The organism is Pseudomonas sp. S2_B10 (genome assembly GCF_054668425.1).
Window position 1 is genome coordinate 1306087 of the sequence record NZ_CP162768.1, and the last position, 22730, is coordinate 1328816.

General features: G+C 60.1%; 22 protein-coding genes and 4 tRNA genes. 8 read left to right on the top strand and 18 right to left on the bottom strand.

The window, feature by feature from the left end:
- Positions 1-104 precede the first annotated feature (104 nt).
- The 8 genes from murB to AB4O45_RS05755 form a co-directional block, all read right to left on the bottom strand.
- Positions 105-1124 carry a UDP-N-acetylmuramate dehydrogenase gene (gene murB, locus AB4O45_RS05720; RefSeq protein ID WP_460161183.1) on the bottom strand — a complete coding sequence of 340 codons (1020 nt, stop codon included), beginning with the start codon at positions 1122-1124 and terminating at the stop codon, positions 105-107.
- The gene (locus AB4O45_RS05725; protein WP_095181615.1) at positions 1121-1585 is read right to left on the bottom strand and encodes a low molecular weight protein-tyrosine-phosphatase; all 465 of its coding nucleotides are present in this window, start codon (positions 1583-1585) and stop codon (positions 1121-1123) included. Before AB4O45_RS05725 ends, murB begins: the two co-directional genes overlap by 4 nt.
- On the bottom strand, positions 1585-2349 hold the full coding sequence (gene kdsB / locus AB4O45_RS05730; RefSeq protein ID WP_236168395.1) for a 3-deoxy-manno-octulosonate cytidylyltransferase: 765 nt from the start codon (positions 2347-2349) through the stop codon (positions 1585-1587). The genes AB4O45_RS05725 and kdsB overlap by 1 nt, the downstream gene beginning before the upstream one ends.
- Positions 2346-2531 (bottom strand): Trm112 family protein, encoded by a 186-nt coding sequence (locus AB4O45_RS05735; RefSeq protein WP_003179363.1) that lies wholly within the window; start codon positions 2529-2531, stop codon positions 2346-2348. The genes kdsB and AB4O45_RS05735 overlap by 4 nt, the downstream gene beginning before the upstream one ends.
- Before the next feature lie 23 nt (positions 2532-2554).
- Positions 2555-3565 (bottom strand): tetraacyldisaccharide 4'-kinase, encoded by a 1011-nt coding sequence (lpxK, locus tag AB4O45_RS05740; protein ID WP_252886646.1) that lies wholly within the window; start codon positions 3563-3565, stop codon positions 2555-2557.
- Positions 3565-3993, bottom strand: coding sequence for an ExbD/TolR family protein (locus AB4O45_RS05745; protein ID WP_041479458.1), 429 nt, complete (start codon positions 3991-3993; stop codon positions 3565-3567). The genes lpxK and AB4O45_RS05745 overlap by 1 nt, the downstream gene beginning before the upstream one ends.
- Positions 3990-4625 (bottom strand): MotA/TolQ/ExbB proton channel family protein, encoded by a 636-nt coding sequence (locus AB4O45_RS05750; RefSeq protein WP_016771007.1) that lies wholly within the window; start codon positions 4623-4625, stop codon positions 3990-3992. The genes AB4O45_RS05745 and AB4O45_RS05750 overlap by 4 nt, the downstream gene beginning before the upstream one ends.
- 101 nt (positions 4626-4726) lie before the next feature.
- Entirely contained in the window at positions 4727-6961 is a 2235-nt protein-coding gene (locus AB4O45_RS05755) for a DNA internalization-related competence protein ComEC/Rec2 (protein ID WP_460161184.1), read from the bottom strand.
- A 136-nt stretch (positions 6962-7097) separates the two neighbouring features.
- Here AB4O45_RS05755 and AB4O45_RS05760 point away from each other — a divergent pair, with 136 nt between their 5' ends.
- Complete coding sequence (locus AB4O45_RS05760; protein WP_039760200.1) at positions 7098-7616, top strand: DUF2062 domain-containing protein; 519 nt, start codon at positions 7098-7100, stop codon at positions 7614-7616.
- Positions 7617-7755: 139 nt separating this feature from the next.
- On the opposite strand, the gene AB4O45_RS05765 is transcribed toward AB4O45_RS05760, so the two are convergent.
- The 4 genes from AB4O45_RS05765 to AB4O45_RS05780 form a co-directional block, all read right to left on the bottom strand.
- Complete coding sequence (locus AB4O45_RS05765) at positions 7756-8535, bottom strand: ABC transporter permease (RefSeq protein ID WP_039760202.1); 780 nt, start codon at positions 8533-8535, stop codon at positions 7756-7758.
- Complete coding sequence (locus AB4O45_RS05770) at positions 8532-9464, bottom strand: ABC transporter ATP-binding protein (protein WP_095181611.1); 933 nt, start codon at positions 9462-9464, stop codon at positions 8532-8534. Before AB4O45_RS05770 ends, AB4O45_RS05765 begins: the two co-directional genes overlap by 4 nt.
- A 133-nt stretch (positions 9465-9597) precedes the next feature.
- A complete protein-coding gene (locus AB4O45_RS05775; protein ID WP_460161185.1) occupies positions 9598-10233 on the bottom strand; it encodes a glutathione S-transferase family protein in 636 nt (211 codons plus the stop codon).
- A 43-nt stretch (positions 10234-10276) separates the two neighbouring features.
- Positions 10277-10936 (bottom strand): transglutaminase-like domain-containing protein, encoded by a 660-nt coding sequence (locus AB4O45_RS05780; RefSeq protein ID WP_252878709.1) that lies wholly within the window; start codon positions 10934-10936, stop codon positions 10277-10279.
- A 247-nt stretch (positions 10937-11183) separates the two neighbouring features.
- Here AB4O45_RS05780 and AB4O45_RS05785 point away from each other — a divergent pair, with 247 nt between their 5' ends.
- Together AB4O45_RS05785 and AB4O45_RS05790 are read left to right on the top strand one after the other, a co-directional pair.
- On the top strand, positions 11184-13631 hold the full coding sequence (locus tag AB4O45_RS05785; RefSeq protein ID WP_460161186.1) for an acyl-CoA dehydrogenase: 2448 nt from the start codon (positions 11184-11186) through the stop codon (positions 13629-13631).
- Positions 13632-13704: 73 nt separating this feature from the next.
- Positions 13705-14112, top strand: coding sequence for a PA2817 family protein (locus AB4O45_RS05790; protein ID WP_007967565.1), 408 nt, complete (start codon positions 13705-13707; stop codon positions 14110-14112).
- Positions 14113-14746: 634 nt separating this feature from the next.
- Here AB4O45_RS05790 and AB4O45_RS05795 read toward each other — a convergent pair.
- Positions 14747-15745, bottom strand: a complete 999-nt coding sequence (locus AB4O45_RS05795) for a LysR family transcriptional regulator (RefSeq protein WP_024013940.1) — start codon at positions 15743-15745, stop codon at positions 14747-14749.
- Between the two features lie 89 nt (positions 15746-15834).
- Here AB4O45_RS05795 and AB4O45_RS05800 point away from each other — a divergent pair, with 89 nt between their 5' ends.
- From AB4O45_RS05800 to AB4O45_RS05815, 4 genes are all read left to right on the top strand, one after another.
- Positions 15835-16461, top strand: coding sequence for an alanyl-tRNA editing protein (locus AB4O45_RS05800; RefSeq protein ID WP_056788187.1), 627 nt, complete (start codon positions 15835-15837; stop codon positions 16459-16461).
- Positions 16462-16551: 90 nt separating this feature from the next.
- A complete protein-coding gene (locus AB4O45_RS05805) occupies positions 16552-17322 on the top strand; it encodes a 2OG-Fe(II) oxygenase (RefSeq protein ID WP_315435995.1) in 771 nt (256 codons plus the stop codon).
- A gap of 1 nt (position 17323) precedes the next feature.
- Entirely contained in the window at positions 17324-17962 is a 639-nt protein-coding gene (locus AB4O45_RS05810) for a LysE family translocator (RefSeq protein WP_042610677.1), read from the top strand.
- Between the two features lie 186 nt (positions 17963-18148).
- The gene (locus tag AB4O45_RS05815) at positions 18149-19888 is read left to right on the top strand and encodes a dipeptidase (protein WP_460161187.1); all 1740 of its coding nucleotides are present in this window, start codon (positions 18149-18151) and stop codon (positions 19886-19888) included.
- A gap of 134 nt (positions 19889-20022) precedes the next feature.
- Here the strand turns inward: AB4O45_RS05815 and AB4O45_RS05820 are convergent.
- From AB4O45_RS05820 to AB4O45_RS05835, 4 genes are all read right to left on the bottom strand, one after another.
- Positions 20023-20098, bottom strand: a tRNA-Gly gene (locus AB4O45_RS05820).
- Positions 20099-20101: 3 nt separating this feature from the next.
- Positions 20102-20177, bottom strand: a tRNA-Glu gene (locus tag AB4O45_RS05825).
- Positions 20178-20281: 104 nt separating this feature from the next.
- A tRNA-Gly gene (locus AB4O45_RS05830) sits at positions 20282-20357 on the bottom strand.
- 2 nt (positions 20358-20359) lie between these two features.
- Positions 20360-20435: transfer RNA gene (locus AB4O45_RS05835), tRNA-Glu, on the bottom strand.
- Positions 20436-20818: 383 nt separating this feature from the next.
- On the opposite strand from AB4O45_RS05835, the gene AB4O45_RS05840 reads away from it, so the two are divergent.
- Positions 20819-21577 carry a hypothetical protein gene (locus AB4O45_RS05840; RefSeq protein ID WP_039764159.1) on the top strand — a complete coding sequence of 253 codons (759 nt, stop codon included), beginning with the start codon at positions 20819-20821 and terminating at the stop codon, positions 21575-21577.
- 253 nt (positions 21578-21830) lie between these two features.
- On the opposite strand, the gene AB4O45_RS05845 is transcribed toward AB4O45_RS05840, so the two are convergent.
- Positions 21831-22724, bottom strand: a complete 894-nt coding sequence (locus AB4O45_RS05845) for a methyl-accepting chemotaxis protein (RefSeq protein ID WP_460161496.1) — start codon at positions 22722-22724, stop codon at positions 21831-21833.
- Positions 22725-22730: the final 6 nt, after the last annotated feature.

Here is a 22730-nt window from a genome sequence, read left to right on the forward strand (position 1 = left end):
ATGGTAGGTATCGTTAGGTCGCTAAGTTAACCCAGCATTAACAAAAAAGCCCTGCACTTTTTTCATCAGTGCAGGGCTTTGGATGGCGTCAGGCAAGCGTAGCCTCAATACCGATTGGGCTCCATTTCCAGTTCGACATGGAAGCGCTCGGCGATGTCTTTCTGGATACGTTGCGCCAGGTCGAGCAGTTGCAGGCCGGTGGCCGTGCCGTAGTTGACCAGCACCAGCGCCTGCAACTTGTGCACGCCGGCATCGCCATCGCGGAAGCCTTTCCAGCCGGCGCGTTCGATCAGCCAGCCAGCGGCCAGTTTCATCTGCCCATCGGCTTGCGGGTAAGCCACCAGATCCGGGTGCTGCGTTTTGATCTGCGTGACCACAGCGGCGGGCACCAGCGGGTTTTTGAAGAAGCTGCCGGCGTTGCCGAGCACCGCCGGGTCCGGCAGTTTTTCGCTGCGGATGCTGCAGATGGCGCGGCTGACATCGGTGGGCGTTGGCTGCTCGATGCCCTGCTCGCTCAAGCGCTGACGCACCGGGCCGTATTCCAGATGCAGGTGCGCGGCGCGATCAAGCTTGAAGCGCACCCGCAGAATCAGCCAACGTCCCGGCTGCTGCTTGAACAGGCTGTCGCGGTAGCCGAAATTGCAGTCTTCCAGACTGAAATCACGCAGCTCGCCGCTCTCGCGGTCCAGCGCGGTCAGGCCAGCAAACACGTCCTTGATCTCGACGCCATAGGCGCCGATATTCTGCATCGGCGCGGCGCCGACGGTGCCAGGGATCAGGCTGAGGTTTTCCAGCCCGGCAAAACCCTGGGCCAGCGTGTGCTGCACGAACGGATGCCACGGTTCGCCCGCTTCCGCCTCGACCACCACGCGACTGCCATCATCGCTGAGCAGGCGGATGCCGCGCGTGGCCATGCGCAATACCAACGCCGGAATATCCGCCGTCAGCAGCAAGTTGCTCCCGCCGCCGATCACCAGTAACGGCACGTCATGGGACTCGGCATAGGCCAGCGCTTCGCGGACATCGTCATCACTGTGGGCTTCGGCAAACAGCTGCGCGCGCACATCGACGCCGAACGTATTGAAGGCCTGCAACGATACTTGCGGTTGCACCTGCAAACTCATAAACGGCCCTTCACTTCGATCAGCAACTGGTCGCAGGCCGCTTCGATCAGATCCAGCACCTGCTCGAAACCCTGATCACCGTCGTAATACGGATCCGGCACTTCATCGACCAGCCCGGCATAACGACGCAGGAACAGATCCAGCTCGGCCCTGCCTGTGGATGGCTGCAAAGCCTTGAGGTTGCGCAGATTGCTGTTGTCCATGGCGAGAATCAGGTCGTAGCTGGCGAAATCGGCCCGGCTGACCTGCTGCGCGCGTTGCGTCGACAGGTCATAACCGCGCAGTTTCGCTGCCGCCTGGCTGCGCTTGTCCGGCGGGTTACCGACGTGCCAGTCACCGGTGCCGGCGGAGGCTACTTCGACCACATTTGCCAGCCCGGCTTCACGCAACTTGTGGCGCAACACGCCTTCGGCGGTGGGCGAACGGCAGATGTTGCCCAGGCACACAAACAGAACGCGCATCAGGCCCCCAGCAGGCGACGAACCCGCTCAAGGTCTTCGACGGTGTCGACACCGGTCGGCGGCGCGATCAGCGCGTCAGCGACATGAATGCGCACGCCATGCCACAAGGCACGCAGTTGCTCGAGGGATTCGGTGTTTTCCAGCCAGCACGGCCCCCAGCTCACGAAGTCGTGGAGGAACCCGGCGCGATAGGCATAAATACCGATGTGGCGGCGATAGGGCACGCCTTCCGGCAGCTGCTCGCGGCTCTTGGCAAATGCATCGCGTGCCCATGGCAAGGTTGCACGACTGAACGTCAGGGCCAGACCGTTGATATCGCTGGAAACCTTCACAACGTTCGGGTTGAACAGGGTTTCCACGTCTTCGATCGGCTCGGCCAGCGTGGCCATGCGCGCTTGGGTATGGGCAGCAAGGTTGGCGGCGACCTGGTCGATCACGCTCGGCGGAATCAACGGCTCATCGCCCTGGACGTTGACCACGATCGCATCAGGCGCAAGACCGAGTTTCGCTGCGACCTCGGCCAGACGATCGGTGCCGGAATTGTGATCTTCACGGGTCAGCACCACTTCGGCGCCGAAGCTTCTGCAGGCCTCGACGATGCGCGCATCGTCAGTCGCGACAACCACACGGCTGGCGCTGCTTTTGCTCGCCTGTTCCCAGACATGCTGGATCATCGGCTTGCCGGCAATATCCAGCAACGGCTTGCCCGGCAGACGGGTCGAGGCGAACCGCGACGGGATGACAACGGTGAAGGCTGTGGTCATTTATCCAGGCGCTCGTCGGTGGTCAGGGTGCGCGCTTCGCTTTCCAGCATCACCGGGATGCCGTCGCGGATCGGGTACGCCAGACCAGCGCCCTTGCTGATCAGCTCGGTCTTGTCGGCACTGAGCTTGAGCGGACCTTTGCACACGGGGCAAGCGAGGATGTCGAGCAATTTGGTGTCCATGAACATTCCCAGAAATAAAAGAGTTAAGGCAGCAGACGATCCGGCAGCAGGCGCATCAGCTGAGTGTCGAACCAGGCCACGAAGGCCGGCGACGGCACGGCATCGACCGCCAGATACCACCAGTCGGCAGCAGCAAAGGCACGGCACTTCACCGCGTCCTTTTCGGTCATCACCAACGGCAATGACGGGGTGAAATTCAACGCCTGCACGCTGTACTCGGCGTGGTCGGCAAACGCATGCGGGACTGGCCGCCAGTCTAGCGCTTCGAGGGTATTGAAGAAACGTTGCGGGTTGCCGATCCCGGCCACCGCATGCAGCGCTTGCCCCGGCGGGAAATGCTCCAGTGACTGACGTTCGCCGCTGCGCAGATTGACCAGGGCCGTGGGTTGCAGGCGGAAGGCGAAACCATCGTCGCGATCATCAAGGGCACCGTTGAACAGCACGCCATCGACACTTTGCAGGCGCTCGACCGGCTCACGCAACGGCCCGGCCGGCAGACAGCGCTGATTGCCCAGTCCGCGCGCGGCATCGATCAGCACCAGTTCCAGATCCCGCGCGAGGCGATAATGCTGCATGCCGTCGTCAGACAGAATCAGGTCCAGCGGCTCACTGGCAATCAAGGCTTTGACGGCGGCGCTGCGATCAGGGTCGATCATCAGCGGCACACCAGTGCGCTGGACGATCAGCAGCGGCTCGTCACCGGCAACCTCGGCGCTGTGCTCGGCCTCGACCCGCCACGGCAGGTGCGGCGGTTTGGCGCCGTAACCGCGGCTGACCACGCCGACGCGCAGTCCACGGCGTCGGCAATGTTCGATCAGCCAGAGAATCATCGGCGTCTTGCCGGTGCCACCGACGGTGATATTGCCGACCACGATCAGCGGCACGGGCGATTGGTAGATCTCTCCGTCACCGTCGAGAAAGCGCTGACGCTTGTTGATCACCACGCGGCGATACAGCATTTCCAGCGGCCGCAGCAGCGTCAGGGCCGGGTGCCCCTGATACCACGCTGCGAGCAGGCGATCGGACAGGCTCATCAGGATTTCGGCGCCGCCTCGACCGTGGTCATGCGCAGATGGCTGAAACCGAGCTTGCCGGCCGCGTCCATGGCGGTGATCACCGATTGATGCTGGGCCTTGCCATCGGCACTGATCGACAGCGGCATGTTGGTGTCGCCGTTGGATTCTTTCTGCATGGCTTCCATCAGCGTCGGCAGATCATTCTTCGGCAGAATCTTGTTGTTCACCGAGAACACGCCTTCGGCACTGATCGCGACGTCCAGCTGTTTGACCTGCTGATCTTCGGCGGGCGAACCGCTGACCGCTTCCGGCAGATCCACGCGCAGCTGGGTTTCCCGAGTGAAGGTGGTAGTCACCACGAAAAACAGCAGCAGGATAAACACCACGTCAATCAGCGACGCGAGGTTGATGTCTACAGTTTCCCGGGGCTTTCGACGGAATTTCACGCTTTGCCCTCGGCCAGATCGACATCACGGTCGCCCTGCACCACTTCCACCAGTTTGATCGCTTCCTGCTCCATACCGACCACCAGCTCGTCGATACGACGTTGCAGGAAGCGGTGGAAGAACACCGCCGGAATACCGACCATCAGGCCCGCTGCGGTCGTGATCAGCGCTTTGGAAATACCGCCGGCCAGTACCGAGGCATTGGTGGTCATGCCAGAGCCGGTGAAGGCACTGAAAATGTCGATCATGCCCAACACGGTGCCGAGCAGGCCGAGCAGCGGCGCCATGGCGGCGATGGTGCCGAGGGCGTTGATGTAACGTTCGAGCTCATGAATGACCCGCGCGGCGGCCTCTTCGATGCACTCTTTCATGATCTCGCGACCATGCTTGGAATTGGCCAGGCCTGCGGCGAGGATTTCCCCCAGCGGCGAGTTGGCGCGCAACTCCTTGAGTTTTTCCTTGTTGAGCTGCTTGTCCTTGATCCAGACCCAGACCTGACCCAGCAGATGCTCGGGGGTGACGCGACTGGCGCGTAGTGTCCACAGGCGCTCGGCGACGATCGCCATGGCCGCGATGGAACTCAGAATGATCGGCAACATCATCCAGCCGCCGGATTTGACCAATTCCCACACAGTGACAGTCCCCTCGAAAAAGTGCGCCACTTTACCATACCGATCCGCGATTAAGACCCGCCGCCCCGACGACCGTGAGGTGGCACCCATGCTGGCACCGATCAACGGCCCGGGACCGGCGGATCGCGCCAGAAACGCCGCTGTTGCCGCATCGTCCACGGCGGCTTGAAGCTGCCCAGTTGCAAATGAATGGCACCTTGTTCGGCGCTGTCGTAGATGCGCAGACCTTGCTTGCGGTAGCGCGCCAGCACGGTGGGATGCGGATGACCGAAGGAGTTGCCGTGGCCACGGGAGATCAGCACTGATTCCGGCTGCAAGGCTTTCAACAGCGCCATCGACGATGAACTGCGACTGCCGTGATGTGGCGATTGCAGCCACTGCGTCGGCACGGCCAGTGGGCTGTCGAGCAGAACGCGCTCGGCGTGAATGTCGATGTCGCCGGTGAGCAGCAGGCGTTCACCGTTGGCTTCGATCTGCAATACACAGGAGCGCTGGTTGCTGTCATCGGCCGCCGACCATTGCCAGAGCTGGAACTGCACGCCATCCCACTGCCACTGTTCGCCACTTGCGCAGGCTTCGGCGTTCAGCTCCGGCGGCAGGTTTGGCGGATCGCCGCTGACCACGCGGTGCACGTTCAATCCACGCATGACCGCCCGGGCGCCGCCAGCGTGATCGGCGTCAGCGTGGCTGAGCAGCATCAGGTCGAGCTGTTGCACGTTGAGTTTGCGTAACGCTGGCAACACCACTCGTTCGCCGATATCGAAATCGCCGAAGCGCGGGCCGGCGTCATAGAGCAGTGCATGATGTCGCGTGCGCACAAGAATCGCCAAGCCTTGGCCGACGTCGATTTGCCAGACATCGGCTCGCCTTTCTTCTATTCGCTCTTGAGGCGGCCATATCAAAAGCAACATCAGCGGCCAGCCCAATGGACGCATCGGCACGCCACGGGGAAACAGCAATAAAATCGCGCCAAGGCTGCCCAGGATCAACGCCCAGAGTGGAATGGCGGCTGGTATCCACGCCGGCCATTGCCCGGCAATCAGCGCCAGCCCGATAAACAGCCAGTCGATCAAACCACCGGCCAGCCACAACAGTCCTTCGCCAACATAAGGCACGGGCAGCAATAGCGTGCCGAGCAATGCCGGCGGCAGCACCACGAGGCTGACCCACGGAACGGCCAGCAGATTGGCTACAGGCCCGCTGACGCTGATGGGCAAGCTCAGCGCCAGCAACACCGGACACAAGCCGATCGCGATCAGCCACTGCGCGCGGGTCCAGGTCTGCCACCAGCGCCAGGCCCCAAGCCGCCCGCCGAAGGTGAAAATCAGTACTGCAACGGCCGCGAAGGACAGCCAGAAACCTGGACGCAAACTGGCCAGCGGATCGAACAACAGCACGCCATTGAACGCCAGCAATAACGGCCACCACGCGCCGAGATGGCGAAAACGCAGGCGCCACAACAATACCAGCGCCACCATCACGCAGGCGCGCTGCACCGGCACATCGAACCCGGCGAGCAAGCCGTAACCCAGCGCCGCCGCGAATGCCAGGCCACACGCCCACGGCAACCAGGGCCAGCGCAACGGCCAGATTCCGAAACGCGCCAGCCCGGCAACCAGCAGATACATCACTGCGGCGAGCAAACCGATGTGCTGGCCGGAGATCACCAGCAGATGCACGGTGCCGGTGTCTTGCAGTACCTGCCAATCCTCGCGACTGAGCCCAGAGCCATCACCGAGCACCAGCGCTGCCAGCGCGCCCTCGCGTCCTTGCGCATCCACCGCCAGCAGGCGTTGGCGAACGCCGTCGCGCCATGCATGCCGGGCCTCAGCCAGGCGCTGGCCATCCTTGATCGTGCCGGTTGCGCCGATCCGTTGCGCGAGCAGCCAGGCCTCGTAGTCGAAGGCGTGCGGGTTGAGCAGGCCACCCGGGCGCTTCAAGTTCACCGCCAGTCGCCAGCGTTCGCCGCTGTTGGCCGGCGGCCCGGCGTACCAGGCCAGGCGCAGCAGCGATGGCAGTTTTTCGTGGCGTGAGCGCGCATCAGCCAGCTCGAAACGCACCACGCCATCGCTGTGCTGCGGTAAGCCGACCACACGCCCTTCAAGCCAACGGGTTTCGCCGTCCAGGCTCGGTGGCAAGCGGTCATTCAGCGCCCACTGCGCACTGAAACAAGCCCACGTGAAACCAAACAGCAAACATGCCAATGGATAGCTGCGAAACGGCAGCAACATCAGCGCCACCATTGGCAGCACCAGCAACCAACCGACCGGCGGCAAGGCCGGCAAAAAAACCGGGGCCAGCAGACCGACTGCCAGCGCCATCATCCCTGTGCGCATATGCCCGTCCTTGAGAGTCCCCCCACTAGGCATAGCCGGTCTGCGGCACCACCGTCGTCAACAATTGTCACAAAGTCTGAATGGGCGGTTCGTAGAATCCAGACATACTTGCCGCCTTAACCGACCGAGAAGCCCTATGCCCCGGCGCTTATTCAAACGTTACATGCCCGACCCGACGAGCATCAGGGAACACAAATCCTTACGCTTTCTCGGCACGTTGCTGCATGACCCTAACCTCTGGCATCTCAACCGCCACTCGGTCGCCCGGGCGATGGCGGTCGGCCTGTTTGCGGCATTCCTGCCGATCCCGGCACAGATGCTGGTAGCGGCGGCATTGGCGGTGATGGTGCGCGGCAATATGCCAATCGCGGTGAGCCTGGTCTGGCTGACCAATCCGATCACCATGCCGGCGGTGTTTTTCTGCACCTACCAGGCCGGGGCGTTCCTGATGGATGTGCCGGCGCGGCATCTGCCGGACGAGTTGACCTGGGAATGGATCAGCGGTGAGCTGTCGACATTGTGGCAGCCGTTTTTATTGGGCTCGGTGGTTGTCGGCCTGGTGCTGGGCGTCCTCGCCTATTTTCTGGTGATGCTTTACTGGCGCTGGTGGGTGGCGCGGCAATGGCGGCGGCGCAAGCAAAGTCGGCAGAAATGAAAGCAAAACGGCCTCCGCGATGGGAGGCCGTTTTTTGTTGTGTCTGGGCTGGCCCCTTCGCGAGCAGGCTCGCTCCCACAGAGAACATCATTCCAATGTGGGAGCGAGCCTGCTCGCGAAGAAAGCGACGCGGTCGGGATCAGGTACGCATCCCGCGCCCGCTCACCAACAACCGCGCACAGCCGAGATACAGCACCACGGTCGCCACCAGCATGAAGGTGATGGCGATGCCGATACGGATATCCGAGACACCAAGGATGCCGTAGCGGAAGGCGTTGACCATGTGCAGCACCGGGTTGGCCAGCGACACGGTCTGCCAGAACGGTGGCAGCAAAGTGATCGAGTAGAACACGCCGCCAAGGTAAGTCAGCGGGGTCAGCACAAAGGTCGGGATGATCGAAATATCATCGAAGTTGCGCGCAAACACCGCGTTGATAAAGCCCAGCAGCGAGAAGATTGTCGCGGTCAGCACCACCACCAGGATGGTCACGCCGAGATGATGCACCTGCAAATCTGTGAAGAACAGCGACAGAATCGTCACGATCAGACCCACCGCCAGACCGCGCAATACCCCACCAATGGTGAAGCCGATCAGGATCGTGTGCGGTGACACCGGTGAGACCATCAGCTCTTCGATCGAGCGCTGGAACTTGCTGCCAAAGAAGCTCGACACCACGTTGCCGTACGAGTTGGTGATCACTGACATCATGATCAGACCCGGCACGATGTACTCCATGTAAGTGAAACCACCCATGTCGCCGATCTGCCGACCGATCAGGTTGCCGAAGATCACAAAGTACAGAACCATGGTGATCGCCGGCGGCAGCAACGTCTGCGGCCAGATCCGCATGAAGCGTTTGACCTCGCGGTAGACGATGGTTTGCAGGGCGACGAGGTTGGGACCGAACTCGGAACTCATACCGCCACCTTCGACAGATTTTTCTCCACCAGGGACACGAACAACTCCTCGAGGCGATTGGTTTTGTTACGCAGGCTCAGCACTTCGATGTTCTGCTGCGCCAACTGGGTGAACAACGCCGTGATGCCCATGGATTTGTCGACCTGCACTTCCAGGGTGTGGCCGTCGAGCAATCGGGCCGGGTAGCCGAGCAATTGCGGCGCAACGTGCAAGTCGTGTTTCAGGTCGAGCAAAAAGGTTTCCACGTGCAACTGGCCCAGCAACTGTTTCATGCTGGTGTTTTCGACAATGGTGCCGTGGTCAATGATGCCGATGTTGCGGCACAGCTGCTCGGCCTCTTCCAGATAATGCGTGGTCAGAATGATGGTGATGCCTTTCTGGTTCAGCTCGGTGAGGAAGGTCCACATCGAACGGCGCAGCTCGATGTCGACGCCCGCAGTCGGTTCATCAAGAATAAGCAGACGCGGTTCGTGCACCAGTGCACGAGCGATCATCAAACGACGTTTCATGCCGCCGGACAGTGAACGCGACGGCACATCGCGCTTGTCCCACAGGCCGAGCTGGGTCAGGTACTGCTCGGCGCGTTCCTTGGCGACTTTCGCCGGAATGCCATAGTAGCCGGCCTGGGTTACGACGATGTCGAAGGTCTTTTCGAACTGGTTGAAGTTGAATTCCTGCGGCACCACGCCGATCGAGCGCTTGAGCGCCGCCGGGTTCTTGTCCAGGTCATTGCCGAAAATATTCACGGTGCCGCTGGTCTTGTTGACCAGGGTCGAGAGGATGCCGATGGTTGTGGATTTGCCGGCGCCGTTGGGGCCGAGCAAGGCGAAAAAATCACCTTCGGCGACGTCCAGATCGATACCACTCAAGGCCTGGAACCCGTTGCCGTAGGTTTTGGTTAGCTGCCGGATGGACAGAGCGGAACTCATATCGGATTTACGCACCAAGAAGGAAGGAAAGAAGTAAATAAGGGCGGGCGGCGAGGGAAACAACCGCGGCGCAAGTTCGCAATGGTGCTTGCCGCCGCCGCACAAGTACAGTCAAGTGTGTCGATAGTAATTATCAAGTCAACGCGGTCATGACCGCTTTCTGATAGGCCACACGCTGCTTCAAACGTTCATACCAGGCTTGGAGATGTGGTTGCGGGGCGCGCTCGATGGGCATTTCGAACCAGGCATAAATGAAGCTGCCCAGCGGGATGTCGCCCATGCCGATGTCATTGCCGGAGAGATAAGGCTGGCTGATCAGGGCATGGTCGGCCATGTTCAGCAATTCATCGCATTCCTTGATCGCGGCGTTGATCGCGGCGTTGATCGCCTTCCAGTCCTGCTTCTCGGAGGGCGTGCGCAGCACACCCCAGAACACCGTGCGAAACGGCCCGGCGAAACTCGACGTGGTCCAGTCCATCCATTTGTCCGCCGTGGCGCGGGCTTGCGCATCCGCCGGATACCAGGCGCTGTCCGGGGCGTGTTTGGCCAGCAGATAGCGAACGATGGCGTTGGATTCCCACAGCACGAAACCGTCATCCTCGATCACCGGCACCCGGCCATTGGGGTTCATCGCGCGGTACTCGGGCGTATCGACTACACCGAACGCGCCGCCGGCATCGATGGCCTCGTAAGCCAGGCCCAACTCTTCGGCAGCCCACAATGGCTTTCTGACGTTCGATGAATTTTTTCGTCCCCAGATCTTCAGCATGACCGCCTCTTTGCAAGTGAGTGGACGGCCAGCATACGCCGGATCAGGTGCGACTCAAATCCGCCTGCATATCGCCCAGCAGCACCGGCAGTTGCTCACTGAACAGATGCGGATAGCACTTTTGCAGGTGCTCGAAGAAGAACGTTTCCGGCACATCGGTGAACTGGCCGTGATCGAGCAGATATTCCATCAACTGCGCGCCATCACGGTTGAACGGGTGGAAAACGCTGTCGTTGACCCCGTCGAATTCCAGCGCTGCGACGTTGAACAGCTCGCACAGTTGCTGGTTGAACGCCGGCGTCGCCTTGACCCAGCGGCCGTCGAGAAACAGCTCGGTGTAGCCATGCATAGCGAACACGTCGCTTTTCAGCAGCTCGAGCAAACGCGGCGTCGACAAATGATTGCGCACATCGGCCAGACCGATGCGCGCCGGAATCCCGCAATGCCGGGCACAACCGGCGAGCAGCGTAGCTTTCGGCACGCAATAACTCTCCCCCGCCGCCAGTGCGTAACTGCCGCGCAAGGTTTGCGGATCACGGCTGAAGGTGTAGGGGTTGTAGCGCACTGCCTCACGCACGGCGTAATACAGACTGATCGCCTGCTCACGCGGATGGTTACTGGCGCCGCGATGCTGCTCGGCGAACTCCACCACCGCCGGGTGGTCACTATCGATGAAGCGGCCGGGGCTCAGATACTCGTGCATGACGGCAATCTCCTGGGTAAGCCACGAGTCTAGCGACAGCCTGAGCACAGAGATAACGACGTTTCGGCCAAACCTGAAAGCAAAGCTGCGCAGCAACGAACGATTTCCCACACGTGTTGCCCACCGAACCTACGAAAACCATCCGGGGTTTCCCACGATTTCAATCACCATGCTCTGACCACCCTTGTTTGCAGATGCCGTCTAAGCTCTGGAGGGTCGATTTGCCTTGGTTCACGGAGGACTGAATATGCTGTTGTTGTGGATACTGGTTTTGATCGTCGGCGTGGCGTATCTCGCCCATCGACGCATCGCCCCGCTGCCCGCGTTGGGCATCGTTGCGGCCTATCTCGTCGCCATGGGGATTTTCAGTCACGCGCCGGGCTGGCTGCTGTTTGTCTTCTGGGTCCTGTTGGCGGTGGTCGCCGCGCCATTGTTGCTGCCTGACCTGCGCCGCAAGCACTTCACCGCGCCGCTGTTCAACTGGTTCCAGAAAACCCTGCCGCCCATGTCACAGACCGAACGCGACGCGATCGATGCTGGCACCGTATGGTGGGACGGCGAGCTGTTCAGCGGCCGTCCGGACTGGGACAAACTGCTGTCCTATCCAAAAGTGCAACTGAGCGAAGAAGAACAAGCCTTCATCGACGGCCCGACCGAAGAACTCTGCGCAATGGTCAGCGACTGGCAGATCGGCCAGTCCATGGACCTGCCGCCCGAGGCCTGGACGCACATCAAGGAACATGGCTTTTTCGCCCTGATCATTCCCAAGGAATACGGCGGCAAAGGCTTCTCGGCCTACGCTCACTCACAAGTGGCAATGAAACTGGCGACACGCAGCGGCGACCTCGCCTCCACCGTGATGGTGCCCAACTCCCTCGGCCCTGCCGAACTATTGCTGCATTACGGCACCGACGAACAACGTAATCACTACCTGCCGCGCCTGGCCCGTGGCGACGATATTCCGTGCTTCGCATTGACCGGTCCGCTGGCCGGTTCCGACGCCGGCGCGATGCCCGACACCGGGATCATCTGCAAAGGCCAGTGGGAAGGACAGGAAGTCATCGGCCTGCGCCTGAACTGGGAAAAGCGCTACATCACCCTCGGCCCGGTCGCGACTCTGCTTGGCCTGGCATTCAAGGCTTATGACCCGGATCACCTGCTCGGTGAAGAAGAGGACCTCGGCATCAGTCTGGCGCTGATCCCGACCGATACCGCAGGTGTGGAAATCGGTCGTCGTCACCTGCCGCTGGGCGCCGCGTTCATGAACGGCCCGAACTCCGGCAAGGACGTGTTCATTCCGCTGGACTACCTCATCGGTGGTGAGGAAATGCTCGGCAAAGGCTGGATGATGCTGATGAACTGCCTGTCCGTCGGGCGTTCGATCTCGCTGCCAGCCGTGGGCACCGGCGCGGCCAAGTTCACCAGTCTGGTCACTGGTCAGTACGCGCAGATTCGCGAGCAATTCAATGTGCCGCTGTCCGCTTTCGAAGGTATCCAGGAAGCCATGGCGCGCATCGGCGGTAACGCCTGGATGATGGACGCCGCCCGCATGCTCACCGCCAACGCGGTGGACCTGGGTGAAAAACCCTCGGTGCTGTCGGCGATCCTCAAATACCACCTCACCGAACGCGGCCGCGAATGCATCAGCCACGCCATGGATGTGCATGGTGGTAAAGCGATCATCATGGGGCCGAACAACTACCTGGGCCGCAGCTGGAACGGCGCGCCGATCTTCATCACCGTCGAAGGCGCGAACATCCTGTCGCGCAACCTGATGATCTTCGGTCAGGGCGCGATCCGTTGCCATCCGTTCGTACTCAAGGAAATGGCCCTGGCCGGTCGCGAGGACAAGGATCAGGCACTCAAGGAATTCGACGGTCTGTTGCTCAAGCACATCGGTTTCGCCGTCAGCAATGCCGCCAGCACACTGGTGCTGAACCTCGGCCTTGGTCACTTTGAACATGCGCCGGGCGACAGGATCAGCCAAGGCTACTTCCGCGCGCTGAACCGTCAGGCCGCCGCATTCGCGATGCTCGCCGACTTCAGCATGATGCTCCTGGGCGGCGAACTGAAACGCCGCGAACGCCTGTCGGCGCGCCTCGGCGACGTGCTGAGCAACCTGTATCTGGCCTCTGCGGCGCTCAAGCGTTATCACGACCTGGATTCGCCGGCGTACATGGAACCGCTGTTCCGCTGGGCCATGGAAGAAAGCCTCGGCCAGTCGGAGCGTGCGCTGGATGAACTGCTGAGCAACTTCCCGAACAAAGTCTTCGGCTGCCTGCTGCGGGTCATCGTCTTCCCGTTCGGTCGCCGTCACAAAGGCCCATCGGACAAACTCGGCGCCGAAGTCGCTGCGGTCATCGGTCGCGCCAAAGGCGATCCGGCCCTCGAAGAATTGCTCGCCGGCTGCTACCGCCCGCAATCGGCGGACGATGCCGTGGGCGCGCTGCAACACGCCAGCGACCTGCTCAATGCCGCGCAACCGCTCCACAAGAAACTGCACACCGCACTCAAGAGCGGCCAGGTCAAACCGGCAGCCGGCGAACACGCCATCGATGCCGCGCTGGAAGCCGGCGTGCTGCAAGCCGTCGAAGCGCAAAGCCTGCGCGACGCCGAAGCGGCCCGCCGCAAGGTGATCGACGTCGACGATTTCGCCAAAGAAGAACTGACCCAGGCAGAGGGCAAAGTCCGCTGAACCCGGTTTATGTGAAAAAACGGCGCGAGGGCTTTATACTCCCGCGCCCGTTTTGCTCTTGAGGACTTATCTCGTGTCCAACGTCGTTGCCGATCATCTCGTGTTGCTCGACCACCTGCGCAGTATCCTGGTCGCCGTAGGTGAGGCCGAACAAGTGCCCGAAGAAAGCCATGCCCTGTTCCTCGAGCGCTTCGACGAACTGCTGGCCTCCCTGCCTATCGACCCTATCGAAAGCCAATACCTGGGCCAGGACATCCTCACCCAAGTCATCACCCGCTACCCGCAAATCGCCCACCTGATCCCACGCGACCTGCTGTGGTTCTTCGCCGGCGACTGCCTGCACTACCTCTCCGACGAAGAAATCGACCTCTACCAGGCCCTCGAAGAACGCCGCTACGAAGCCGAACAGAACGACGAACCGTTCGACTGGAACCAGGAAAAACAACTGCTGGCCATGTCCGCGCAGGACAGCAAGCACTGATATTCGAACACTACTGAAAAGGCCCGCATGGAGATTCCATGCGGGCCTTTTTTCAAGATCAAAAGCCCCCTCACCCTAGCCCTCTCCCGGAGGGGAGAGGGGACTGACCGCGCTGTTTGGATGAGGTACGTCGACCTGAATTACCGAGTCGAATGCAGATTATGAACAACCCACAAACCGGCCCCCTCTCCCTCGGGAGAGGGCTGGGGTGAGGGGAAAATTCACCACAAAAACAGCCAGACACCACCCGCCCCTCACCACTCAAAACAATGAGCGCAAGCTCGAGTACCGCTTTTGATCTTGATTCACAGGCGACGTCGGAAGGCTGAGCGGAGGGATTGATCCGGGCGTGGGAGCGCAGCGACCGTACGACGCAGTCGTACACAGCGAGTGTAGGTGCAGCGAAGCAAACCGTAGCCGCTGCGCCCGGATCGATCCCGCAGCGAAGGAACCCGAGCCTGCGAGGGCCGAACGTAGGAGCTAGCGTTTTTTGCTTACTTTTTTAGGCGCTTGTAAAAAAGTAAGTCGCCGTAAGGGCGAAACCCTAAGCAGCCGTTACCGCAGAAACGGATATTCACTCAAACCACCAGAGCATGGTCGGCCCAAAGGCCGCCAAGCCCCCCCACAAAGAACCTCAAAGCAACCCCTCACTCTCCGGCAGCTCATACGCCACAGCCGCATTGCTCCCACCGGCAGATTTCCCGGGCCTACCCAACGTCGGCTCCTTCTGCAAACACTCCACCAGATAATCAATAAACACCCGCAATTTCGGCGGCAGATACCGCGTCGGCGAATGCAGCAGCCACAACCCACCGTGATAAGAGGCAAGAAACGTCCAGTCCGGCAACACCTGCACAATCAACTTCTGCTCCAACGCATAACGCGCCGTGAAATACGGCAGACTGCCAATCCCGATGTGCTGCAACACCGCCCCCAAGCGCACACCCGTGTGATTGGCGGCATAGCGCCCACGCACGCCGACCGTCACCGCCTTGCTGCCCTTCTTGAATTTCCAGCGCGCATCGCTCGGCGTTTCGCCCAGATAAATACAACTGTGATTGAGCAAATCGTGAGGATGCGTCGGCGTGCCGTGTTCGGCCAGGTATTGCGGCGTGGCGCAAAGCAAATGATCGATGGTCAGCAACTGCCGCCCGACCAGACCGGCCGGTGGACGATCAGTGATGCGAATTGCCAGATCGACATGATCATCGATCAGATCGACCTGACGATCTTCCAGCAGCAACTCCACATCAACCTTGGGATAGCGGCGCAGAAACTCCGGCATGTGCGGATGAATCACAAAACGCCCCACTGCTTTCGGTACGCTGACCCGCACCAGGCCTTCGGCTTCGTGGGTGAACTGACCGCTTATTTCCATCACCGACCTGGCCGCGCTGACCATTTCCTGGCAACGCTTGAACACCTCCTCACCGCCATCGCTCAAGCGCAGTTTGCGCGTGGTGCGTTGCAGCAAGCGCGTGGCCAACGCCTTTTCCAATCGGGAAATACTGCGACTGACCGCCGAGGGTGAGGAACCCATCTGCCGCGCCGCTTCAGAGAAGCTGCCGGTCTCGACAACCTTGACGAAAATCGCCATTTCACCCAACAACGGCAGCGGAAGATTGATGCTCACGACGCACAAGTCCTTTGATGTTCGAACGGATTATCACGTTATTGCACGATTCATATAATAAAAACAGAACTTCGATCAGGGCATGGAATATGACGCTTCGCCTGTTTTTTCACAGTGACGACCTCAAGGCGAATGTCGAAGTCCTCGACTGCACACCCCACGAGAACGAATTCGCCGTAGTGCTGCGCGCTACCCTGTTTCACCCGCAGGGCGGCGGTCAGCCTTGCGACACCGGCTGGATCGGTGAAAGCCGGGTGTCGCGCGTGGTACAGGAACCTGAGCGCATTGTGCATTTCGTCGACCGCCCGCTGCCGCTGGGCATGACCGTCATCCGTATCGATGAAGAGCGCCGCCGCTTCAATACGCGCATGCACTCGGCCGGGCACCTGATCGGTCATTTCATTCAGGCCATGGGCTGGATGCCGATCAAGGCGCACCACTGGCCGGACGAAGGCCGGGTGCAATTCAAGCCGGGCGATAGCGCTGAAGAAATCGATGCGCCAACCGTGCAAACCGGTATCGAGCAGTGGATCGAACATGATCTGCCGCGCCTGACCTCGCTGCGCGAAGGCGCGCGGGAAATCAGTTTCGGTGAGCTGCCAGCCTATGGCTGCGGTGGCACCCACGTACGAAGCCTGAAGGATCTGGGCACAGTCACGATCGCGTCCCTTTCGCAGAAGAAGGGCACGCTTTCCGTCCACTACAGCGTGGATTGAGCATTTCGGACATTGCCATCGCGCAGCGTCCGACGCCGGGGAACCGCATTCGCCGGTTCCGTTGACTATCGATAGATGGACCTAAAACAAATGATGCTAGACGTCGAGCGTCTCGATGAGACGTGCATAAAAAAACTGGCCAACGAAGAAGTCCTCGCCATCCGCGTCAAACGCTTTCTGCCCGAGCCGCTGGCGATCGAAATTGGCAACAAGATCCTCGCCCCGGGCTTTGAAGGCTACATCAACGCACCGAGCATCGGCCGCATCGGCATGGCCTTCTACGAGGCGGAAAACCAGCCGCTGCTGATCGAGGATTACTTCGAACGCGCCACCCGCAACATCGACGAACTGCGTCAGCGCTGCGCGCCCTACTCCTCGCCCATCGACACTTTGCGCTGCATGCTCGACGAGTCCTGGCCTGCCGGCGCGCATCTGGAAAATCTCTACGGGCGCAAGATGTATGTCGGTTTGTCGCGGGTGGTCAAACCGGGCGTGTGCTTTCTTGCTCATCACGACATCTTCGCCAAGGACGCCCCGGACAGTTTTCAGGCGCGCAGTCTCGAGGCGCAATTTGCCTGCAACGTCTACCTGAACATGCCCGCCGAGGGTGGCGCCTTGCAGATGTGGAATGACCACATCACCCCCGATCAATTCGACGAAATGCGCGGCGACAGTTATGGCATCGAGCCGTCGCTGCTGGGGCCGCCCGCCCTCGAGGTACGACCGCAGCCCGGCGATTTCATCATGTTCAATTCGCGGCGCATGCACTCGGTAACTCCGGGGGTCACGGATCCGCGTTTGAGCCTATCGTTCTTTGTCGGCTATCGCGGCAATGCCTCCCCTCTGACTTTCTGGAGCTGACATGCTTTCCAATTACCTGGGCGAATTTCTCGCATTGGCCACCATCCACTTTCTCGCCGTGGTTGCGCCCGGTCCGGACTTCGCCGTGACCATCCGCCAAAGCGTGCGCTTCGGTCGCCTCGTCGGCATCTGCACCGCGCTGGGCATCGGCGCGGGGATTTCCGTGCATGTGCTGTATACCCTGCTCGGCGTCGGCGCCCTGATGCACACCACGCCGTGGCTGCTGACTGTGGCCAAAGTGGTCGGTGGGGCTTACATCCTCTATCTGGGCGTCAGCCTGATCCGCAGCAAACCGAAGAGCAGCGTCGAAGGTGAAAAAAACGCCGATGAGCCGCTGGTTGAACAGTCACTGTTCAAGGCATTCAGCACCGGTTTTCTGACCAATGCGACCAACCCCAAGGCCACGCTGTTTTTCCTGGCCATCTTCACCACGATCATCAGCGCCAGCACACCGCTGCAGATCCAGGCGTTCTACGGATTGTGGATGTGCTTCGTCAACGCGCTGTGGTTTGTGATCGTCGCGCTGTTTTTCTCCAGCAATAAAGTGCGCCTGCTGTTCATGCGCCTTGGACACTGGTTCGAGCGCAGCATGGGCGTCATCCTCATTCTATTTGCCGGACGCCTGATGCTGTCGATGTAACCCACACAAAAAAGTCCCGGCATCAGCTGCCGGGACTTTTTCATTTGTGCGCCTCTTTTGCATTTCTGTGCGACAGATCAAGTTTGTGACTCCCTCTTCACCTGCTCATGGTGGTAGGTTGCAAAATGTTTCTGCCGCAAGCGTCAGACATATTTTCCCAATCTCTAGCAAAGGAATGCCTGTTACATGGTCTTTTCCCTGAAAAAACTGGCCGCTGCCACGCTCGTCATGGCCAGCCTCACCGCATTTACCAGCGCAGCACAAGCCAACATCACTGCCGAGCAAAGTGCAGCGATTCTGAAATCCTTTGACGGCAAGAACCTGACGGACTTCCGTAGCTTTCTTGGCAGCCTGGCGAAAAGCGACCTGGCCAAGACGGATAATCTCACCCCGTCCATCAGCGCCTTCCTCGACAACAAGACCCTGAACGCCGAACAGCAGAATGAAATTCACCGTCTGCTGGGCATTTATACCCGCGTGAAATATGGCAAGGCCGCGCTGGAAACCCTGCGCCAACTCGTCGAGATCCCGACCTTCCGCAAGGACGGCGTGGAGCAACACGACAACCCGGAATTCATCAAGATTGCCGGCGAGATCCAGAAACTCGCCGAATCCTTTGGTTTGAAATTCCGCAATATCGATAACCGTGTCTACGAAATCTCTCTGGATGGCAAAGGCGACGAAGTCGTTGGCATTCATGCCCACGCCGATGTGGTGCCGGTGACGCCGGAAAACTGGGTGCTGAAAGATGGCACCAAACTCGACCCGTTCAAAGTCACGCTGATTGGCGATCGCATGTACGGTCGTGGCACAGAGGATGACAAGAACGCGATCGTCGTGGCGCTGTACGCCATGAAAGTGATCAAGGACGAGAAACTGCCACTGGCGCGTAACTTCAAGCTGCTGGTCGACACCACCGAAGAAACCAGCGGCGACGCCATTCCCTATTACTTCGAGCGCAACCCGACGCCGAACTACAACATGGCGCTGGACGGCGGTTATCCGGTAGTGATCGCCGAAAAAGGTTACGGCACCGTCATGGCCAACTTTGCCAAACGCAAAGGCGAAGGCAACGGCGCGGAAATCATTTCGATGACCGGCGGCAAGGCGACCAACCAGATTCCGTCCGCTTCGGTGGTCACGCTGGTAACCGACAAGCCTGCCGAGCTCGCCGCCAGTCTGCAAAAAGCCGGCGATGCCTATGCCAAAGCCAACGGCGGCGACTTCGAAGTCGCGGCAAAGATTGATGGCAAAGACGTCAAACTGACCGTGACGGGGGTTTCTGCGCACTCCTCCGAGCCTGAGTCCGGCGTCAACCCGGTCGCACGGATGCTGAGCTTCATCAACAGCCTGGACGGCAAAGTCGCGCTCAAGCAAAACCAGTTCACCGATGCCGCACGTTATGCCGATGACAACTGGGGCCTGGATTATCTGGGCAAAAAACTTGGCGTGGGCTTCTCCGACTCGTTCATGGGGCCGCTGACCACCTCGCTGACCTACGTCGGTGAGGATGACAAAACCTTCAAACTGGCGGTGAATCTGCGCGTACCGAAGGGCAAGTCCCCGGAAAAGCTCAAGGCTGAGATCGCTGAGAAACTGGATGCCTGGAGCAAGAAGACTCATGTCGCTGTAGCGTTCGACTATTCCGTAGCCGAACCGATGTATCGCAACCCCGAGGGTGAGTGGGTCAAGGCGCTGCTCGCGGTGGCCAGCGAAAACCTCGGCATGAAGTCGGAATTCGGTACTTCCGCTGGCGCGACGTCGGTTCACGAATTGCCGAACGGCGTGCAATTCGGCCTGGCGCGACCTGAGGCCAAATACACCGGCCACACCGATGGCGAATTCAAGACCGTCGATCAGTTCATGCTGGATCTGCAGATCGTCACGGAAATGATGGGGCGTGTCGGGCAGTTGCCGAAGCTGTAAGCACGGCCTGAGCCCGATCATTGATGACCGGGCTCAAAATAAAAAAGGACCTGTGAAAAGGTCCTTTTTGTTGCCGCCATAAAACGCGCACAAACAAAAACGCCGACCATCACTGATCGGCGTTTTTGTGAAATTGGAGCGGGAAACGAGACTCGAACTCGCGACCCCGACCTTGGCAAGGTCGTGCTCTACCAACTGAGCTATTCCCGCAAATGGCGTCCCCTAGGGGACTCGAACCCCTGTTACCGCCGTGAAAGGGCGGTGTCCTAGGCCACTAGACGAAGGGGACACGCTACCCGGAACACATGGTGTGTGTTTCGGTGTCCAGATCCGCATCCGAAGATTTGGTTCTGGTTTCACTCAGCACCGCCCGAAAGCACTGCTGTTTAAAATTGGAGCGGGAAACGAGACTCGAACTCGCGACCCCGACCTTGGCAAGGTCGTGCTCTACCAACTGAGCTATTCCCGCATTGGCGTCCCCTAGGGGACTCGAACCCCTGTTACCGCCGTGAAAGGGCGGTGTCCTAGGCCACTAGACGAAGGGGACACACTACAACATTCACTCCCTGCCGCGTTTCGCTGTGTGCTTTACGCTGCAAGTGGCGCGCATTCTATGGATGGATTGAGAGGTCGTCAACCCCCTGATATAAATTTATTTAAATCAATGACTTCGACCCGGATTACGGGCCGCGTAAGGCTTTTCCGTCGTCCGAAACCTGACGCCTATATTCCGCCACTCGCCAAGACGTTATAGTCACCGCACAGTGATGGCAATCTGCACATCAAGCGCCAGCATTCATCTATACCGCTGGCGGCCGATACAGATTGCAGCAGCCGATCAAACCCGTCGAGCGGCGCTAGGCGCCTAAATGTCCAGCCACTACACTCGCATGCGAACCCTATAAAGAGGTCTTACCGGTGACACCACTCATGATCACCCTGCTAGTCGTAGCCGGGATCGCAATTCTGATCGCCATTGGCTACATGAACCATGTGGTGGAAAACAACAAACTGGAGAAGGCCCGCACCAAAGTCGAACTCAACGACCGCCTGCGCCGCTGCGGCGAACTGACCGAAACCTTCCCCGGCCAGTTCATGACCCCGGCGCTCAAGTTGTTGCTGACCCGCCTGGAACTCAACGTCTGCCAGCGCCTGCTCAATCTGGAAAAGACCAGCGCGACCACCAAGGCCCGCATTACCGAACTGAGCGCCCTCGTTGCCCAAGGCGAATCGATCCCGGTGAACAACCCGCCCGCGCCGATCCTCACCGAAGCCAAAGCCAAAGACGTGCGCTTCCTCCTCGAAGCCCTGCACGGCCAGATCACCCGCGCCGCCCACGACGGCTTCCTGCCACCGAACGAAGCCAAACAATGGATCCGCGAAGTGCGCCACATCCTCGTGCTGCTGCACATCGAATTCTTCAACAACCTCGGCCAACAGTCCCTGCAACAAAACCAACCCGGCCAGGCCCGCCTCGCCTTCGAACGCGGCGTGCAATATCTGCGTAAACAGCAGGACCCGCAGATGTATGCCGAGCAACTGCAATACCTGGAAAAACTCCTCGCCCGAGCCAACGCCCAGGTCATGGACAAGATTGCCCCGGTTGAAGGTGAAGAAAACCAACTGACTGCCGGTTTGAAGGATGTCGAAGCCGATGCGGACTGGAAGAAGAAAGTGATTTACGACTGAGTCGGGAATGCCGGTAAAGAAGCCACCTTCATGGGTGGCTTTTTTGTGGGCGACTTGAAAGAGGTGTGAATTGAAGACCGCTTTCGCGAGCAGGCTCGCTCCCACATTGGGAAGCAGTGTTCTCAGGTAAAAATCGGTCGGCTGTCAGGCCGCCTTCGCTGGCAAGCCAGCTCCCAGAGAACAGCAAAAGCAAAACCGGGCCATCCCCACGCGGCGAAGCCGAGAGCCTGGTCGGCCCAAAGGCCGCCAAGGCTCAAAGCCGAAAATGCCCAACCATCGAGCGCAACTCGCCGCCCAACTGCGCCAGCTCAACACTCGAAGCCGCATTCCCGCGCATCGCCACGGAAGAGTGATCCGCGCTCGCACGAATCTGCGTAACACTGCGATTGATCTCCTCCGCCACCGAACTCTGCTCCTCCGCCGCCGCCGCGATCTGCTGATTCATCTGCTGAATCAACGACACCGCCGCGGCAATACTCCCCAGCGCACTCTCGGTCTGCAACGCATCACTGACCGCCAGCTTCACCAGCTCGCCACTGCTGCGAATCTGCTGCACCGACGACTGCGCCGCCGCGCGCAGGGCACTGACCAAGCGTTCGATCTCCTCGGTCGATTGCTGCGTACGCCGTGCCAGCGCACGCACTTCATCGGCCACCACCGCAAACCCCCTGCCCTGCTCCCCGGCCCGCGCGGCTTCGATTGCCGCGTTCAGCGCCAACAGATTGGTCTGCTCGGCCACGCTCTTGATCACCTCCAGCACCGTGCCGATATTCTGAATTTCGGCGCTGAGGCTCTCGATGCTGGAACTGGCCGAGGTCGCTGAATCCGCCAACTGCTCGATCCGCGCCATGCTTTGACGCACCACCTGCTGGCCGCTCTCGACCTTGTCATCCGCCGTCTGCGCCGCGAGCGCCGCCTCTTCGGCATTGCGCGCGACGTCATGTACCGTGGCGGTCATCTGGTTCATGGCGGTGGCGACCTGCTCGGTTTCCTCCTTCTGGCTGTTGACCTCCAGATTGGTCTGCTCGGTCACCGCCGACAGCGATTGCGCGGAACCGGCCAAGCGCTCGATACCGGCCTGCAAGCCACTGACAATCGATCCGAGACCGGCAGCCATCTGCTGCATGGCCAACATCAATTGCCCCATTTCATC